This window comes from Sediminicola sp. YIK13 (assembly GCF_001430825.1).
GTDB lineage: Bacteria > Bacteroidota > Bacteroidia > Flavobacteriales > Flavobacteriaceae > Sediminicola.
Genome location: NZ_CP010535.1, coordinates 70,024 through 86,499 on the forward strand (window position 1 = coordinate 70,024; position 16,476 = coordinate 86,499).

Below are 16,476 nucleotides of genomic sequence, written 5' to 3' on the forward strand. Positions count from 1 at the left end.
CGTTACCGGATCTTATAATGTATTAACGTTATTTAAATCTTCAAAAGCTTTTTTCAATCTTTCAACAAATGTTTTTTCACCTTCGCGCAACCATACTCTTGGGTCGTAATACTTTTTGTTGGGCTCGTCCGCTCCGTTTGGATTTCCGATCTGTGATTGTAAATAGTCTTTTTTTCCTTGGATGTAATCTCTGATCCCTGTTAGGAAGGCGTATTGTAGATCTGTATCAATGTTCATTTTGATAACACCGTAGCTGATACCTTCACGGATTTCTTCAACTGTAGATCCAGAACCACCATGGAATACAAAATCGATGTGATTGTGCTCCACGTTGTATTTTTTAGAGATATACTCCTGTGAGTTCTTTAATATTTTTGGGGTCAGTTTTACGTTACCTGGCTTGTAAACCCCATGCACGTTTCCAAAAGCAGCTGCAATAGTGAATCTTGGGCTAATTTTGGAAAGCTCCTCATAAGCGTAGGCCACCTCTTCTGGTTGGGTGTACAATTTAGAATCATCCACATCCGTGTTGTCAACACCATCTTCCTCACCACCGGTGATTCCCAATTCTATTTCCAAGGTCATTCCCATCTTGCTCATTCTAGCAAGATATTTTTTGCAGATTTCGATATTCTCTTCAAGAGGTTCCTCAGAAAGATCAATCATATGGGAGCTGTACAATGGCTTGCCTGTTTCAACAAAATGTTTTTCACTGGCATCCAAAAGGCCATCTATCCAAGGCAATAATTTCTTGGCACAGTGGTCTGTATGCAATATTACGGTAGCGCCGTAAGCCTCAGCTAATTCATGTACATGCTTGGCACCGGCCACAGCACCTAATATGGCTGCTTTTTGTCCGTCGTTGGACAAACCTTTACCAGCGTTGAACTGGGCTCCTCCATTAGAGAATTGTATGATAACTGGGGCATTTAAACTGGCAGCGGTTTCTAGAACACCATTGATAGTGTCAGAACCAATTACGTTGACTGCGGGTAATGCAAACCCTTTTTCTTTTGCGTAGTTAAAGATTGCTTGTACTTCATCACCTGTAGCAACTCCTGGTTTAATATTATGCGCCATAATTTTTTATGTATTTGTTTCTATGATTGGAATGCACAAAAGTAATAAAATTATTAGCTCTAAAAAGGATAATTTATACCTATGTTGAACACGGCGTTGCCAAAATTGTAGTCCCGGAACCATCTTTTGGCAGGTTCTTCTGCCGGATTATACGTTTTAAAACCAGTGTCTAAGCGAAAAACGAAGTAAGTAAAGTCGTAACGCAGGCCAAAACCGGTGCCAAGGGCAATATCACCAAAAGAACTTAAATTGTTAAATGTGGCCTCGGTGTTCTCCACATCATCAAAAACATTCCATATGTTGCCGGCATCGGCGAAAAGGGCTCCCTTAACATCCCCTGCAATAGGGAATCTGTATTCCAAATTAAAGGCCAGTTTAAGGTTGGCCTCGTTAAAATCATTTAAATTTTCCGTCGTACCGGGGCCTAGGGAATATGCGTTCCAAGCCCGGTTATCATTGGAGCCGCCGGCAAAATAACTACGTACAAAGGGTACGTTCTCAGAATTGCCATAAGGGATGGCCAATCCAAAAAAGCTTCTAAAGGCAATGACATTGGTTCGGGAAAGGTCCCAGTGTTTAATATAGTCGAATTCTGTTTTAAAGTATTCGGAGTAGGGGACTCCAAACACCAAATTTTTACCATTGTCATTTTGACTGAATGGGATTATATTTTCTAGGGCAGACAATAGGGCGCCGGCACTCTCAAATTTCATTCTAAATTGATAAAATTCGTTATCGGTGATGCCCTGTTTGTTGTTTTTGGTGAAGGTGTAATTACCAGCAAAGATCAGGTTGTTTTCTGTTAGCCTCACCCTACGCTCTTCCAGGCTGCGAACATCACTGAAATTGTTTGACGATAGGTTAAAACGTCCCTCCTCCAGAACCGCTTGGGTGAAACCTCTGGTCCCATCCGGGATGCTCAATTGAAGATTGTCCTCTTCAAAAAATTCGGAGACCGTAGGGTCAGATTCAAAAGCACCAAGGGCAATGTTGTTGAGCCGGTCAAAACTATTGTTGTAAACATTGTAAAACCGATCCTGGTTCAAATTTCTAACATACTGTATATTGATCAGTTCAATGTTGTGCCTTTTAGATTCTGTAGGAGACCAGTTGTACCCATAAATAGTGTTCAGGGTGTTTTTGTCCAAGCCTATATTTTTTTGAAAGCTGGTCCCTATAGAAATTTTGGTCTGGGGCAACATATAATAAGGAATGATCTTGTTGGTGCTAATAAAGGGGAGCCACAGCCTAGGGAAATTTAGATTGATGTCCCCACCTATTTCAGTAACGTACTTTTCATCGGAGAGGGAGGCGTCACTTAAAAGTCCCACGGACCCCCTCGCTGAAAAACTCAGGGTTTCTGCGCCTCCAAATACGTTTCTGGTCACCAAAGAAGAACTGAATGCCAGACCGGCATATTGTATGTTGGAATGGGTGACATCCGTATCCAATTGCAGGGAGTATTTGGGCCTTGCAGAGAGATAGATATTGGCATCTATCTTACTCTGGGTGCTGTCCACAATAAAATCAATATTCGGGTATTTAAACGTATTTAGGTTGGCAATTTGCCTATAGGTGCGTATTCTGTCCAGTTCCCTATAAATACTGTCTTTTTTGATAAAGATGGCGTCCGTGAGCGCTTTTGGCTTGTAGCGCAACTTACCTTGGTAGTAGATGGTGTAATTGTTATAATCAATAGATTGCAGGGAGTCCTCATTCGTATCAAAAAGGTAATCGGCATATATATTTACCTTCTTGAACCGATGCACGTAATATTTGGAAGTGGTCACCGTGTTCTCATCACGTTTCCTTAGATCTTGAATGCTCATTTCCACATCCAATTTCTGGTCATCGCTGGCCTTTGTGGTGTCCCTGAGTATCTCGTAGGAAATGGAGCTTTCCTGAAAACCATAGATCCCGGTATTTCTGAAAATATTGGTAAGACGCTCCCGCTCGTTGTTGAAATCTGCAATATTGAACTGTCTTCCCCTTTTTACCAAAGAGTTCTTGGCATTTAACTGGTAGATGGAATCAACGGCCGGAGATGATATTTTTTTAGAAAAGCTATCAATAATAAAGGGGTTCCCCAAGGTTAACTGGTAGTCTATGGCCGCGCGCTGCTTTCTTTTGCTGCTGTCCAATTCATACGTGGCATTGGCGTTAAAATAACCTTTGCCACCATAATAGGCTTTAAGGCGCTCCAGGGATTTTCTTGTTCTGGAGGTGTCAATAATCACCGGGGCTTCCCCAATTTGTTTTAACCACTCGCTATACCCTTTCACCATAAAGGATTCGCCCAGTCTGGCCACTTGTTTTTTGGACAAAAGGTTGTTGAGGCGCTCTTCTCTTTTGTCGTTTTTGTGGAGCCAAGCCTGATAGGAGGAATCCGGATTCTTTTTTGCTAGATTGTAAAGGTGCAGTCGCAAGGGATATCCCAAGAGTGCGCTGTTCGGTTTTTGAAAGATAAGACTCTGGGCATCCTCACTGTTGATTTTTTCCCCATCGGCATGAATGGAGTTTTTGGTGAGCAAAAGCTCATCATCTTCAACCCTTTTAAGCGCATTGCAAGAGGTGATTGCGATACCTAGCAATAATAAACCTATTTTTGCAGTGTGATTTTTTAAACTAAAAGGGGTCCTCATAGGGATCAAAAATACATTATTTGTATGGTTGTTAAAAGCCAAATAAAATTTATAAAAAACCTACAGCAAAAAAAGTACCGAAATGAACATAAGTTGTTTGTTGTAGAGGGTATTAAGTTGGTCCGGGAGCTGTTGGATTCGGATTTTGAGGTCTACGGAATTTATACGACAGATCTCGGTTTGTTGCAGGATACCGAGGATGTGGAGCACATTTCGGAATCGGAACTTCAGAAAATGAGCGGTCTTAAGTCGCCCAATAAGATTTTAGCTGTTTTCCATTTTCCAACCGAAAGGGAGCTTAAGGTTGCGGATTGGACCGTAGTGCTCGATGATGTTAGGGATCCCGGTAATTTGGGGACCATTATTCGTTTGTGCGATTGGTTTGGAATTGATCGATTGGTGTGCTCTCTGAATACGGTAGATTGTTTTAATCCGAAAACGCTACAGGCCACCATGGGATCTGTTAGTAGGGTGAACATCATATATACCGATGTAATCCAATTTCTTAAAAAAACAGAAGTGCCCGTTTATGGGGCCTTTATGGACGGTACTACCGTTTATAAGGAAGCGTTTCCCGAAAAGGGGATACTGGTCATGGGGAATGAGGCCAATGGCGTAAGTGCTGAGGTGGAAGCCTTGATCGCTAAAAAAATTGCTATTCCGCAATTCGGAAAAAGTAATACGGAAAGTTTAAATGTCGCCACGGCCACGGCGATCCTTTTAAATGAAATAAGAAGAGGGTAGGATATGCCTTATTCAAAGGTGAAATTCACAAAAAGCCCTCTTGTTTTCATAGATTCTATATTCCCTGTCCATGCGCTATTGGGGTCATTGTCCCTAATAAGCTCATCTGTAAGGCCAAATACGCCTCTAATGGAAGGTGTAAATTTAAAGTACTCCGTATAAAAATCGATTCCAAAACCCATTTCATAGGCATAGGTATTCTTTTTCATTCTAAAAGTACCACTGCTGTTGTCATCCAGACTTTCTTCATTACTACCTAAATTTAAGGAGGTAGAAACCCCGCCAATTAAGAATGGTTTCCAGTTGCCCAATCTTCGGGTGCTGACCTTTAATAAGAGTGGAAAATTCACATAGGTAGACTTTACTTCCCTGATAGCCTCATTTTCACTTGTGAATCCGGGAAACCCAAGGGTACGTGACGTATAGGTAAGCCCAGGTTCAAATCTGAGGTCCAAGAACTCGTTGAACCGCAACTCTCCGATGAGCCCAACATTAAAGCCCATGGATTTTTGTGTCAAGACATCCCCAAGGTCGTTTTTATAATCAAACTTAAAATCGTACTGGTTAAAACCGAGATAGTATCCCCAATTTAACGGGTGTTTATCTTCGTTTTCCAAGTTCATTACGGGTTTCTCATTGAACTGTGCCCTAGTGGCAAAGCTGCATAGCAATACTCCCAGCAAGAGAAAAAATTTAATCTTCATACGCCTATTTTGTAGCAACATATATGGATGCGACCCCAAAGGTTTGGGGTTTGTTCACTACTCCTATAAACCCAATTTTTTGTAAAATATTGTTGAACTCCTGACCATGTGGAAAAACGGCAGCCGATTCGGATAAATAAGCATAGGCAGAATCGTCCTTGGAGAACAAACGTCCTATTTTGGGAAGGATGTTTTTTGTGTAAAAGTGATACCCTTGTTTAAAAGGGGTTTTTGTGGGTACGGACGTCTCCAAGACCACAAAGGTGCCTCCGGGTCGTAAAACGCGGTAGATCTCTGCCAATCCCTTCTCGAGATTGTCAAAATTTCTTACCCCAAAGGCTACGGTAACGGCGTCAAAGGAATTTTCCTTGAAGGGAAGATCTTCACTGTCGCCTACCACCATTTCTATGGTGTTTGCCAGCATCTTCTCATTGATCTTCTTTTTGCCTACTTCCAACATGCCCGCAGAAATGTCCAGGCCTACTATTTTATTAGCACCGGTCTGTACCAAGTTTATGGCCAGGTCTCCAGTGCCGGTGGCAATATCCAATATGCTCTGAGGTTGTTTTTTCTTCAATATGGCAACGACACGTTTTCTCCATTTTATGTCGATCCCGAAGGAGATGACCCTGTTAAGGCCGTCATAATTCGTAGAAATCGTATCAAACATTTTTGTAACCTGTTCTTTTTTCCCGAGGGAAGAATCCTTGTATGGGGTTACCTTTTTACTCATAACAACAATTTTTGGCAAAGATACTATAAAGACGCAATCTTGGGGGTAGATCGTTTAGTTTATCCAATAAACCGATATCTCGTTGCTAATTACTTTGTTAATTAAATAGGATGAGTATAAATTTATGTAATTTTGCAGTGCAGAATATGTAAAAATTTTTCATTAAAAAGCCGGTGGATAGCGAATGTGTCGCTCTTGGAAAATTATCTTTTGTTGGGATGTGTCGTCGGCGATGACCCAGATTTATGAAAAAACAAGTTAGTTAACGAATGAAAATTATAATTGCGGGAGCAGGTGAAGTAGGTTTTCATTTGGCAAAGTTACTCTCATACGAATCTCAGGATATCACCCTGATAGATACCAACAAGGAAAGCTTGGCCTATGCGGATAGCCATTTGGATATTCGTGTTCTTAAAGGCGATGCTACTTCCATTTCGGTTTTGAAGGATGCACAGGTAGATCGTTCTGACCTGGTCATAGGGGTAACGGCATCTGAAACCACCAACCTTACGTTGTGCCTGTTGGCAAAGCAGCTGGGTTGCAAAAGGACCATCGCCAGGATTTCCAATGCGGAGTTTATTCACAATAAGGATGAAATAAAATTTTCCGAATTGGGGATTGATGAACTAATTTCCCCTGAAGCCCTAGCGGCAACGGAAATTCAACTGTTGTTGAACCAATCTGCTTTTAACAATACCTATGAATTTGAGAATGGTGCTTTAATAATGGTGGGGGTCTCCTTGCCCAAACAGGCTCCCTTTATTGGTAAAATGGTGAAGGATGCAGCAAATATATTCCCAGAACTACACTTTATGCCCATTGCCATTCAGCGCACCGGTACACAATACACTTTAATTCCCAGAGGGGACACTGAATTTAAATCGGAAGACCAGGTGTATTTTATCACCAGTAGGGAAGGGGTAGATGAGTTGTACAAATTGACAGGAAAGGAAAAGACCGAAATTAAGAATGTGATGATTCTGGGTGGGAGCAAGGTGGGTTATAAAACCGCCAGGGACCTTTGCATCAATAAGTTCAACGTAAAATTGATAGAAAAGGATAAGGAAAAGGCTTTTGATCTTGCCGATGACCTCCCCAATGCCCTAATTATTAATGGGGACGGAAGGAACGTGGAATTGTTGGAAGAGGAAAACCTGGAAGCTATGGATGCCTTTGTAGCGGTTACGGGTAATTCGGAAACCAATATCATGTCCTGTCTGGTGGCCAAATCCAAGAATGTCAAAAAAACCATCGCCTTGGTGGAAAATATGGATTACTTCCAGTTGTCACATTCCATTGGAATAGACACCCTTTTAAATAAAAAGCTGCTTGCGGCAAACAATATATTTAGGCACATACGAAAAGGAGAGGTCGTGGCGCTTACCAGACTCAACAACCTCAATGCGGAGATTCTGGAATTTATAGTGAAACCCACATCCCAGGTCAATGGTAAGAATATTAAGGATCTCGATTTTCCCAGGGAAGCCACTATTGGTGGAGTTATCAGAGAGGGAAAGGGAGTTATCGCCTTGGGTGATTTTAAAATAGTGCATGGGGACAGGGTAGTGGTATGTTGTTTGCCAAGTGCTATTCCCAAAATAGAAAAGCTATTTTTATAGGATGGCCTTAAATTCCAAAATAATCATCCACCTTATGGGACTGCTGTTGCTCTGCAATGGCTTCTTTATGCTCATGGCCGCTTTGGTAAGTGGTATTTATGAGGATGGGGTGACCTTGGATATTACCTTGGCGGCCATAGTTACTATGTTGGTAGGGGTCATGTCCATGTTTTTCACCAGGGCCCATAAAAAGGAAGTAAAGCGCAAGGAGGGATATATTATTGTAACCTTTGGCTGGTTGGTGATGTCCGTCTCCGGGATGTTGCCCTATTTGTTCTCCGGTGCCATACCCGATGTTACCAATGCCTTTTTTGAAACCATGTCCGGCTACACTACCACGGGAGCATCCATTATGGACGACATAGAGATTATGCCCGAAGGGATCTTGTTCTGGCGTAGTCTTACCCATTGGATAGGGGGGATGGGGATCATTGTCCTTGCCATAGCTATCTTGCCTTTATTGGGTATTGGGGGAATGCAGCTGTTTGCTGCCGAAGCGCCCGGGCCAAGTGCAGATAAGCTCCATCCGAGGATTACCGATACCGCGAAAAGATTGTGGCTTATCTATTTTAGCTATACCGTTGCTGAAACTATTTTACTGAAGCTGGCAGGGATGTCTTTTTTTGATGCCATCAACCATTCTTTGGCCACCTTGTCCACTGGAGGTTTCTCCACAAAAAATGCCAGTTTGGCGTATTGGAACGATCAACCTCTTATACAATATATTGTAATCCTGTTCATGTTTTTGGCGGGAAGCAATTTCGTATTGAGTTATTATGCCTTTAAAGGAAAGGTACAGAAGGTATTGAAAGATGAAGAGTTTAAGTACTATACTATTTTTGTCATTAGTTTTACCGTCGTATCTGCCTTGGTCATTTATTTTAAAGCAAACGTGCCCATATCGGATTACCAACCAATGGTCTTAGGTCATGCAGAGGCAGCTTTTAGGCATGCCCTCTTTGCTGTGGTTACCGTTATCACGACCACGGGATTTGTTTCAGCTGATTTTACGAGTTGGACACCCTTTTTGACCATCTTCTTTTTTGGTTTATTTTTCTTGGGAGGATCGGCAGGTTCAACAGCTGGTGGTATTAAAGTGATGCGACATTTATTGATCATCAAGAATGGCCTCCTCGAATTTAAAAGGACCCTACATGTCAATGCTATTATCCCGGTGCGATACAATAACAAGACCGTAAAGGAACACATCGTTTACAACATCATCGCCTTTTTTGTGCTGTACATGCTCTCCTTTATTATTGGGGCTTTGGGCTTGGGGTTCATGGGACTAGATTTTGATTCGGCCATTGGGGGTGCTGCATCTTCCTTAGGGAATGTGGGACCAGCATTGGGGAGCCTAAATCCATTGAGCAACTTTAATTCCCTGCCAACCATAGGCAAATGGTGGTGCTCATTTTTGATGTTGTTGGGGAGGTTGGAACTTTTTACGGTTCTCATTCTGTTTACTCCCTATTTTTGGAAGAAGATATAACATAAAAAAAGCCTGCATCAGCAGGCTTTTTTTATGCAATGTATTTTATCTTTTCTAAACCACAGCTTTTATTCTTGCCATAGCGTCTTTAAGTTCCTTTTCTGAGGCTGCATAAGAAATACGGATACAGTCTGGGTTACCAAAAGCTTCTCCTGTCACTGTAGCCACGTTGGCATGTTCCAATAGGTACAGTGCAAAATCTGAGGCATTGTTGATGGTAGTGCCTTTTAAGGTCTTACCAAAGAAGCTGGAAATATTTGGGAACACATAAAATGCACCTTCAGGGACATTTAATTTAAACCCTTCTATTTCACCCAAAAGTCCCAAAACCAAATCGCGCCTTTTGTGGAACTCATCGATCATGTATTGTATTTTGCTTACTGGAGCTTCTAGGGCAGCAATGGTAGCACGTTGTGCAATAGCATTGGCACCACTGGTAATCTGTCCTTGAAATTTGGTACATGCCTTGGCAATCCAATCTGCTGCACCAATATAACCAATACGCCATCCGGTCATCGCAAAAGCCTTGGATACACCGTTAACAGTTATGGTTCTTTCGTACATACCGTCAATTGAGGCAATGCTAGAGTGACCACCTATAAAGTTGATATGCTCGTATATTTCATCAGAAACGATAAAAATGTTCGGGTGTTTTCTCAAAACAACGGCAAGTCCCTCTAATTCTTCCTTGCTGTATACAGATCCACTTGGATTACATGGAGAGCTGAACCAAATCATTTTGGTCTTTGGGGTAATAGCTGCTTCCAGCTGTGCCGGAGTCATTTTAAAATCACTCTCAATGGTCGTAGGAACTTCTACGGGCACCCCTTCGGCAATCTTTACAATATCACTATAGCTCACCCAATACGGAGCAGGTAATAACACCTCGTCCCCTTGGTTCAACATCACCATCGCAACATTGGCCAAGGACTGCTTGGCCCCCGTGGAAACCACAATCTGGTTGAGGTTGTATTCCAGGCCATTGTCCCTTTTAAACTTATTGGCAATTGCCTGTTTAAGATCTGCATAACCGTCTACAGGAGAATAGCTGCTGTAATTGTCATCTATCGCCTGCTTGGCAGCTTCTTTGATAAAATCAGGTATATTGAAATCTGGTTCTCCTAAACTTAGTCCAATGATGTCCTTGCCTTCATTTCTAAGTTCCCTTGTTTTGGCAGCCATCGCCAAGGTGGCCGATGTTGCCATGTTTGTAATCCTTTCGGATAAATGATTCGTCATTCGTAGATTAAATTTACTGGTACTGTAGATTAGGTTTTTTACCCAATTCCTTTAAATGTTTGAAGTGCGAAATTATAGCTTTTCTTGTAGTTTTATATTCGTTGTACGGTAAATTAAACTCTTTTGCTGTCTGTTTAACAATTTTGGAGATTTTTGTGTAATGTACGTGGCTGATATTTGGAAAAATATGGTGCTCAACCTGATGATTCAAGCCCCCTGTAAACCAGTTGACAAGTCGGTTTTTGGTCCCAAAGTTCACTGTAGTGAACAATTGATGGATGGCCCATGTGTTTTTCATGGTACCACTTTGGTCCGGTAACGGTGTCTGTGCATCATTGACAATATGTGCCAGTTGGAAGACTACACTCAACACAACTCCTGCCACATAGTGCATAATAAAGAATCCCAATAAAATTTTCCACCAGGCAATATCCAGAACCAACATGGGTAATACGATCCAAATGGTCGCATAAATTATTTTAGTGATTACCAAGGTGCTCCAATTTGTTGCCGGACTTGGTAATTTACCATAGGATAATTTGCGCTTCATGTAGCGGTACATTTGTTGGAAATCTGTTGTGATGGCCCAATTGAAGGTAAGAAGCCCATAAAGCAGTACAGAATAGAAATGTTGGAACCTATGGTATTTGCGCCATTCGGCGTGTTTAGAAAATCTAAGGATGCGTCCTGCTTCCAAATCCTCATCGTGTTCATGGATGTTGGTGTAGGTATGGTGCAGAACATTGTGCTGTACCTGCCAGTTGTAAACGTTTCCTGCCAAGATATAGATGCTGCTCCCCATGATCTTGTTTACCCACTTTTTGGTGGAATAGGATCCGTGGTTTCCATCGTGCATCACATTCATTCCAACCCCTGCCATTCCAACACCCATGATGATGGTCAGCAATAGATTTGCCCAATTAGGCAAGCCCAAGGTTAAAATTAGAAAGTAAGGTGCGAGAAACAGGGCAAACATTACCGCTGTTTTAAGATGTAACCGCCAATTTCCGGTTTTTTTTATGTTGTTCTCTTTAAAATAGTCGTTTACACGCTTATTCAAGGTCCTAAAAAATTGGGTAGAATCCTTCCTTGAAAAGCGAATGGTTTCTTTATCCATGAAGTATATTTTTTGTAAAGATAACATAAATACGAACTAAAATTGCCAAAATGATATTTTACAACGCCCGTATTGTGCTATTTTTACCAAAAATTTAACCCGAAATTATGGCTGTTGACCTCATATTTAAATATTTCCCCACCCTTTCCGACGAACAGAAAGACCAGTTTGCCAAACTACAGGAGTTGTATCAAGATTGGAACCAAAAGATAAATGTGGTGTCCAGAAAGGATATAGATGAGTTATACCTGCGCCACGTCCTTCATTCTTTGGCCATTGCCAAGGTGCAGCAGTTTAATCCAGGTACCACCGTATTGGATGTGGGCACAGGCGGCGGATTTCCAGGAATTCCGTTGGCCATTCTCTTTCCAGAAACACATTTTACCCTGGTAGATGCCATTGGCAAAAAAATTAAGGTTGTCGAGGAAGTGGTAGATGGCTTGGGGATCACCAATGTCACCGCTAAAAATATGAGGGTGGAGGAATTAAAGGAGCAGTTCGATTTTATTGTAAGTAGAGCTGTTGCTGCCATGCCCACTTTTGTGCATTGGGTAAAAGGGAAGGTCAAAAAGAACTCTGTCCACGAACGCAGAAATGGCATTCTGTATCTAAAAGGCGGGGATTTAACAGAGGAATTAATGGACTACAAAACGGTAGAAATAATAAATTTGCCCGACTTCTACGAAGAGGATTTTTTTGATACCAAGAAAGTGGTATATCTACCAATGAAATTTAAGGGTTAAGACCTATAGGCTTAGTAAATTGTAATAGGATTCCCTGCAATTTTTGGCATAGGTTCTTATAAAGTCGCCAATTTGACTAAAGAAATTGATAATCTTGGTTACGATACTTACGCTGTGCATTTCTTCCATAATGAATTGGTTTTGTTGATCTAAGGTTACTTTAGTAACGTAAAATTCTTCAGAAAATTGTCTTTAATGGAGCGTTTTTTCGCAAACGTCAGTTGATGTTTTTGTCAAGTGAAGACTGGACATAAAAAAATCCGCTAGGAGAAAAACACCTAGCGGATCTATATATTAAACTATCAGATAATTATTCTCCCAAGAAAGGGTATCTATAATCTTCTGGAGTTACAAAAGTCTCTTTGATCAATCTTGGGGAAACCCATCTTAGAAGGTTCTGTGGCGAACCTGCTTTGTCATTGGTTCCCGATGCTCTTGCTCCACCAAAAGGCTGCTGTCCTACAACCGCACCTGTTGGTTTGTCATTGATGTAGAAGTTCCCGGCACAATTTTGTAATGCTTTGGTGGCCTCCTCAATGGCGTAACGATCTCTGGACAATACAGCACCTGTAAGGGCATATTCAGAGGTAGAATCCACTAATTTTAGCGTTTCGGACCAATCTTTGTCCTCGTAGACATAAATTGTAACCACAGGGCCGAACAATTCCGTTTCCATGGTCGTGTATTTGGGATCAGTGGTCAAGATAACCGTTGGCTCTATAAAATATCCTTTGGATTTGTCATAACCTCCACCAGCTATTATTTCTGCATTTTTGTCTGCTTTCGCCTGGTCTATGTATTTGGCCAATTTGTCAAAAGATCCTTCGTGGATAACAGCGGTAATAAAATTGCTCATATCCTCTGGAGTTCCCGGTTTTTTCATAGACGCCAAATCTGCTTTTACAAAGTCCAAAATTTCTTTGGAGGTAGATTTAGGTAAATACACCCTGGATGCGGCACTACATTTCTGTCCCTGGAATTCAAATGCACCTCTAACAATTGCTGTGGCCACTTGTTTTGGTTTGGCAGTAGGATGTGCAAGGATAAAATCCTTTCCTCCAGTTTCACCTACAATTCTTGGGTAGGTCTTATAGGTGTGGATATTGTTTCCTATTTGTTTCCAAATTTCTTTGAATACATGTGTAGAACCTGTAAAGTGCAACCCTGCAAAATCTGGACTGGCCAAGGCAGTTTCGGTAATCATCACCGGATCACCATAAACAACATTGATTACCCCGTCAGGAAGACCTGCTTCCTTGAAAATATCTACGATTACCTTAGCAGAAAAAATTTGGCTGTCACTAGGTTTCCATAAGACCACATTCCCCATCATGGCAGCACTTGCAGGTAGGTTCCCGGCAATAGCAGTAAAGTTGAAAGGGGTGATGGCGTATACAAATCCTTCCAAGGGTCTGTATTCTACCCTGTTCCAGATGCCTTCGGCAGAATCTGGCTGCTCTTCGTATATCTGCGTCATGTATTCCACGTTAAAACGAAGGAAATCTATAAGTTCACAGGCAGCGTCAATTTCAGCTTGAAAGATATTCTTGGATTGCGCTATCATGGTAGCGGCGTTTATTTTTGCACGGTAAGGTCCAGCAATAAGTTCAGCAGCCTTTAAAAAGATGGCCGAACGTTGTTCCCAGGTAAGATTGGCCCAAGCCTCTCTAGATTCCAACGCATTTTCAATAGCTTTGGAAACATGCTTTTTTTCTGCCAAATGGTATTGGCCAACAACATGCTTGTGGTCGTGTGGAGGGGACATCGGTCTGGTGTTGCCAGTTTTAATTTCCTCACTACCAATATATAGTGGTACATCCACATTTCCGTCGAAATAGGTCTTGTATTGTTTTAGAACGGCTTCCCTCTCTGGGGTTCCTGGAGCATAGCTTTTTATCGGCTCGTTAATTGCTGTGGGGACTTGAAAAAATCCTTTACCCATGGTGCTTTTATTTTAAGTTATAAATCGCATCAAATATACTAAATGAAAAATCTACTAAAAACTAAAATGGAGTAAATCAGGAATTTAATTCAAGGCAAAAGGGGCGCTGAATTTAAAAGTGGGTACGTATACCCTGAATTTTTCTGTAGAAGTGAAATTTACCATGTTGTAGTGACCCTTCATGGCTCCTATTGGGGAGGCTAAAAGACATCCAGAACTGTAGGTGTGGGACTCTCCGGGTTTAATGACCGGTTTTTTGCCAATTACCCCTTCCCCGTCCAGAATTTCCAACTCGTTAAGGGCGTCGTGAATTCTCCAATGACGAGAAGTCAATTGAACTGAATCCTTGCTCTGGTTTTCAATGGTAATGGTGTAGCCAAAGGCAAAATGCATCTTGTAGTTTTTGAAGAAAGTGCCTTCAAAACTAGTGGATACTGAAATCTTAATGCCTTTTGTTACTTGGGTAATCATAATCTTTTTATAGATATAAATGGTTCCTGTAAACAGTATTCCTACTTAAAACGCAGCTAAAATAAAGAAAACTATGTTAAGTATCAGATATTTAACAAAAGTTTTGAATCTTCCCTGCCCATAAAAGTTTCGCATTGATTTCTAAAAGTAGACAGAAAAAAAGAAGAAAATTCCAATCCCTATCTATCTCAAAATAAAGTCTATAGTGAAACTAATGTGGGGCAAGATAAACAACAATGACCGAACGTGAAAGCTAAAGATGAGATGTTCGATGTAAATATGCTTTTTTCTGACATACATCGGCCAATTGAACAATGCCAATACAGGTAAAAAGAAAAATATGGAAAAAGGAGTTTTGGAAATGAGAAAATTTATAAACATCCTGGGCCTATCAATCGCCTTAAGATAGTTCCTTCCAAGATCAAATGATTTTCTGTTCTGATACTATTCTGGGATATTGAATTCTTCTTTAGCGGGAGTGCATCTTTTTGTGCGCTCATTCTTTGTAAGCGTAATGAAGAAATAAGTCTGGAGGTAGAAAGTATCAAAATAGGAATACCTGCCTTTGGGGGATTAGGTTGGTAACTGTTGCCTTTTGGCTTTTGGTTGATTACAATCAAATTCTAGTTACTGATATTTCTGGAATTGGTTGAGCCGATGCCAATAATACTATCATATAAATCTCCGAAATTTCTATAGTATACCAATATCAAATAATTGTTTTCTGTAAAATGAAAATTACCGGAAACGGTATTGAGGTCAACGGTGCCATCCGCTCTTTTGATAACGTATTTGTAGTTGTGGAAGCCTTGTTTCATTTTAATGACGGCCTCCATATATCCACTTTCGTCATTGTAGGTCATTTTGTTTTCGTTCGTCATCTCATAATTGTTGAATTTGCCAAAGACATATACTTCATCCAGACCAATTTCGGGCGTGTAGGGCAAGAAGAAGTGGATGTTCGTATATTCTGCCTCCCTGGACGGATCGTCACCTTGAAGGGTTCTGATGGCAAAATCTCCATTGATGTCTGGGAAGTATGTGTATGGACGCTGGTCCCTAAAGATATTTGGGAAGAGATAGTGGTTGTAGAGTCCATCCATCTCAATACGAGAGATTACGGCACTTGGCGCCCTAAGGTCTTTGGTGTCAAAATTAAGATATTCGTTACTGCCGTAAAAACTGGTTTCGGTATCGTACTTGTAGACCAGTTCATTGCCAATGGTGAACTGAGGACGAATGTTGTAAAGCGCCGTTGGCCAATAATTGTTTTGTAGGATAGCTACTTTTACTTCCTGTTTAGGATTAACCAATTGTATTCCGGAGGCCTTTATGTTGAACTGGACAACTTGTTTTTCATTGATATAATTAAAATCTCTGGAACGCTTCACAGTAGCTGCCACTGTGACCAGGTCCTGGTAAATGACAAATTTTCGAGAAAAAACCAGCTCATAGTAATTGTCGTAGATCTCCAGCATGTAATTGCCGCTGACGGTTGGTCTAACATTCTGATTGGGAATGGTAAGTTTGTAGTTGGAGTAGGCCTGAAGGGTGTTGTAGCTGTTCTCGTAATTGATGATCCGTTGATTGTCCACCCCGCTTAAATATTGCGATTTTAATAGACTAGAGGGGGTCCAGTCGTAATTGCACAGGGTTATTTTATAGTAATAATCGGCTTCACGGGCTGTAAGGTCGTCAAATTCCAAGAAAATGGGCTCGCCCAATTTTACAACGGGGAATTGATCGTCTGTATTTCCTTTAAAAATGATCGTTTTGATATTTTCTGGCGGGTTTACCTCTTCCAAAGCCTGTCCGAAGAGCATTGGGGTTGCCAAAAGAAGAATGATCTGTTTAAGATTAAGGCGCATTTCTATTGTATTTTTTAGGTAAAAGTAAACAAAAAGGATGCCTAAAAAATTAACAATGGGGCAATCCCTAAATTTATGGGCA

The 16,476-nt window shown here is 41.1% G+C and carries 13 protein-coding genes; 4 read left to right on the top strand and 9 right to left on the bottom strand.

What is annotated here, in order from left to right; translation table 11 throughout:
- Positions 1 to 12: 12 nt before the first annotated feature.
- Together fbaA and tamL are read right to left on the bottom strand one after the other, a co-directional pair.
- On the bottom strand, positions 13 to 1,080 hold the full coding sequence (gene fbaA, locus SB49_RS00360; protein ID WP_062052801.1) for a class II fructose-bisphosphate aldolase: 1,068 nt from the start codon (positions 1,078 to 1,080) through the stop codon (positions 13 to 15).
- A gap of 59 nt (positions 1,081 to 1,139) precedes the next feature.
- Positions 1,140 to 3,722 (bottom strand): translocation and assembly module lipoprotein TamL, encoded by a 2,583-nt coding sequence (gene tamL / locus SB49_RS00365; protein WP_062058686.1) that lies wholly within the window; start codon positions 3,720 to 3,722, stop codon positions 1,140 to 1,142.
- 24 nt (positions 3,723 to 3,746) lie between these two features.
- On the opposite strand from tamL, the gene SB49_RS00370 reads away from it, so the two are divergent.
- Positions 3,747 to 4,466 carry a TrmH family RNA methyltransferase gene (locus tag SB49_RS00370; protein WP_062052803.1) on the top strand — a complete coding sequence of 240 codons (720 nt, stop codon included), beginning with the start codon at positions 3,747 to 3,749 and terminating at the stop codon, positions 4,464 to 4,466.
- Positions 4,467 to 4,474: 8 nt separating this feature from the next.
- On the opposite strand, the gene porT is transcribed toward SB49_RS00370, so the two are convergent.
- Positions 4,475 to 5,170, bottom strand: coding sequence for a type IX secretion/gliding motility protein PorT/SprT (gene porT, locus SB49_RS00375; protein WP_062058689.1), 696 nt, complete (start codon positions 5,168 to 5,170; stop codon positions 4,475 to 4,477).
- A 4-nt stretch (positions 5,171 to 5,174) separates the two neighbouring features.
- Positions 5,175 to 5,903: a bifunctional demethylmenaquinone methyltransferase/2-methoxy-6-polyprenyl-1,4-benzoquinol methylase UbiE gene (gene ubiE / locus SB49_RS00380; RefSeq protein WP_062052805.1), complete on the bottom strand. Its 729-nt coding sequence runs from the start codon at positions 5,901 to 5,903 to the stop codon at positions 5,175 to 5,177.
- Positions 5,904 to 6,172: 269 nt separating this feature from the next.
- Between ubiE and trkA the strand changes: the two genes are divergently transcribed.
- Together trkA and SB49_RS00390 are read left to right on the top strand one after the other, a co-directional pair.
- Positions 6,173 to 7,522, top strand: a complete 1,350-nt coding sequence (gene trkA, locus SB49_RS00385) for a Trk system potassium transporter TrkA (protein WP_062052807.1) — start codon at positions 6,173 to 6,175, stop codon at positions 7,520 to 7,522.
- Position 7,523: 1 nt separating this feature from the next.
- Positions 7,524 to 9,014, top strand: coding sequence for a TrkH family potassium uptake protein (locus SB49_RS00390; RefSeq protein WP_062052809.1), 1,491 nt, complete (start codon positions 7,524 to 7,526; stop codon positions 9,012 to 9,014).
- Positions 9,015 to 9,068: 54 nt separating this feature from the next.
- On the opposite strand, the gene SB49_RS00395 is transcribed toward SB49_RS00390, so the two are convergent.
- On the bottom strand, positions 9,069 to 10,253 hold the full coding sequence (locus tag SB49_RS00395; RefSeq protein ID WP_062052811.1) for a pyridoxal phosphate-dependent aminotransferase: 1,185 nt from the start codon (positions 10,251 to 10,253) through the stop codon (positions 9,069 to 9,071).
- 13 nt (positions 10,254 to 10,266) lie between these two features.
- Complete coding sequence (locus tag SB49_RS00400) at positions 10,267 to 11,370, bottom strand: fatty acid desaturase family protein (RefSeq protein WP_062058692.1); 1,104 nt, start codon at positions 11,368 to 11,370, stop codon at positions 10,267 to 10,269.
- A gap of 107 nt (positions 11,371 to 11,477) precedes the next feature.
- Here SB49_RS00400 and rsmG point away from each other — a divergent pair, with 107 nt between their 5' ends.
- Entirely contained in the window at positions 11,478 to 12,113 is a 636-nt protein-coding gene (rsmG, locus tag SB49_RS00405) for a 16S rRNA (guanine(527)-N(7))-methyltransferase RsmG (RefSeq protein ID WP_062052812.1), read from the top strand.
- Positions 12,114 to 12,423: 310 nt separating this feature from the next.
- On the opposite strand, the gene pruA is transcribed toward rsmG, so the two are convergent.
- The 3 genes from pruA to SB49_RS00420 form a co-directional block, all read right to left on the bottom strand.
- A complete protein-coding gene (gene pruA / locus SB49_RS00410) occupies positions 12,424 to 14,055 on the bottom strand; it encodes an L-glutamate gamma-semialdehyde dehydrogenase (RefSeq protein WP_062052814.1) in 1,632 nt (543 codons plus the stop codon).
- Between the two features lie 84 nt (positions 14,056 to 14,139).
- The gene (gene apaG / locus SB49_RS00415; protein WP_062052815.1) at positions 14,140 to 14,526 is read right to left on the bottom strand and encodes a Co2+/Mg2+ efflux protein ApaG; all 387 of its coding nucleotides are present in this window, start codon (positions 14,524 to 14,526) and stop codon (positions 14,140 to 14,142) included.
- Positions 14,527 to 15,149: 623 nt separating this feature from the next.
- Positions 15,150 to 16,394: a type IX secretion system plug protein gene (locus SB49_RS00420; protein WP_062052817.1), complete on the bottom strand. Its 1,245-nt coding sequence runs from the start codon at positions 16,392 to 16,394 to the stop codon at positions 15,150 to 15,152.
- Positions 16,395 to 16,476 lie beyond the last annotated feature (82 nt).

Excerpts from the sequence above, each read along its gene's own strand:
- SB49_RS00370 (WP_062052803.1), top strand. The coding sequence starts at position 3,747 with ATGGTTGTTAAAAGCCAAATAAAATTTATAAAAAACCTACAGCAAAAA.
- ubiE (WP_062052805.1), bottom strand. The coding sequence starts at position 5,903 with ATGAGTAAAAAGGTAACCCCATACAAGGATTCTTCCCTCGGGAAAAAA.
- rsmG (WP_062052812.1), top strand. The coding sequence starts at position 11,478 with ATGGCTGTTGACCTCATATTTAAATATTTCCCCACCCTTTCCGACGAA.
- fbaA (WP_062052801.1), bottom strand. The coding sequence starts at position 1,080 with ATGGCGCATAATATTAAACCAGGAGTTGCTACAGGTGATGAAGTACAA.
- SB49_RS00395 (WP_062052811.1), bottom strand. The coding sequence starts at position 10,253 with ATGACGAATCATTTATCCGAAAGGATTACAAACATGGCAACATCGGCC.
- porT (WP_062058689.1), bottom strand. The coding sequence starts at position 5,170 with ATGAAGATTAAATTTTTTCTCTTGCTGGGAGTATTGCTATGCAGCTTT.
- apaG (WP_062052815.1), bottom strand. The coding sequence starts at position 14,526 with ATGATTACCCAAGTAACAAAAGGCATTAAGATTTCAGTATCCACTAGT.
- SB49_RS00400 (WP_062058692.1), bottom strand. The coding sequence starts at position 11,370 with ATGGATAAAGAAACCATTCGCTTTTCAAGGAAGGATTCTACCCAATTT.
- SB49_RS00390 (WP_062052809.1), top strand. The coding sequence starts at position 7,524 with ATGGCCTTAAATTCCAAAATAATCATCCACCTTATGGGACTGCTGTTG.
- trkA (WP_062052807.1), top strand. The coding sequence starts at position 6,173 with ATGAAAATTATAATTGCGGGAGCAGGTGAAGTAGGTTTTCATTTGGCA.
- pruA (WP_062052814.1), bottom strand. The coding sequence starts at position 14,055 with ATGGGTAAAGGATTTTTTCAAGTCCCCACAGCAATTAACGAGCCGATA.
- SB49_RS00420 (WP_062052817.1), bottom strand. The coding sequence starts at position 16,394 with ATGCGCCTTAATCTTAAACAGATCATTCTTCTTTTGGCAACCCCAATG.
- tamL (WP_062058686.1), bottom strand. The coding sequence starts at position 3,722 with ATGAGGACCCCTTTTAGTTTAAAAAATCACACTGCAAAAATAGGTTTA.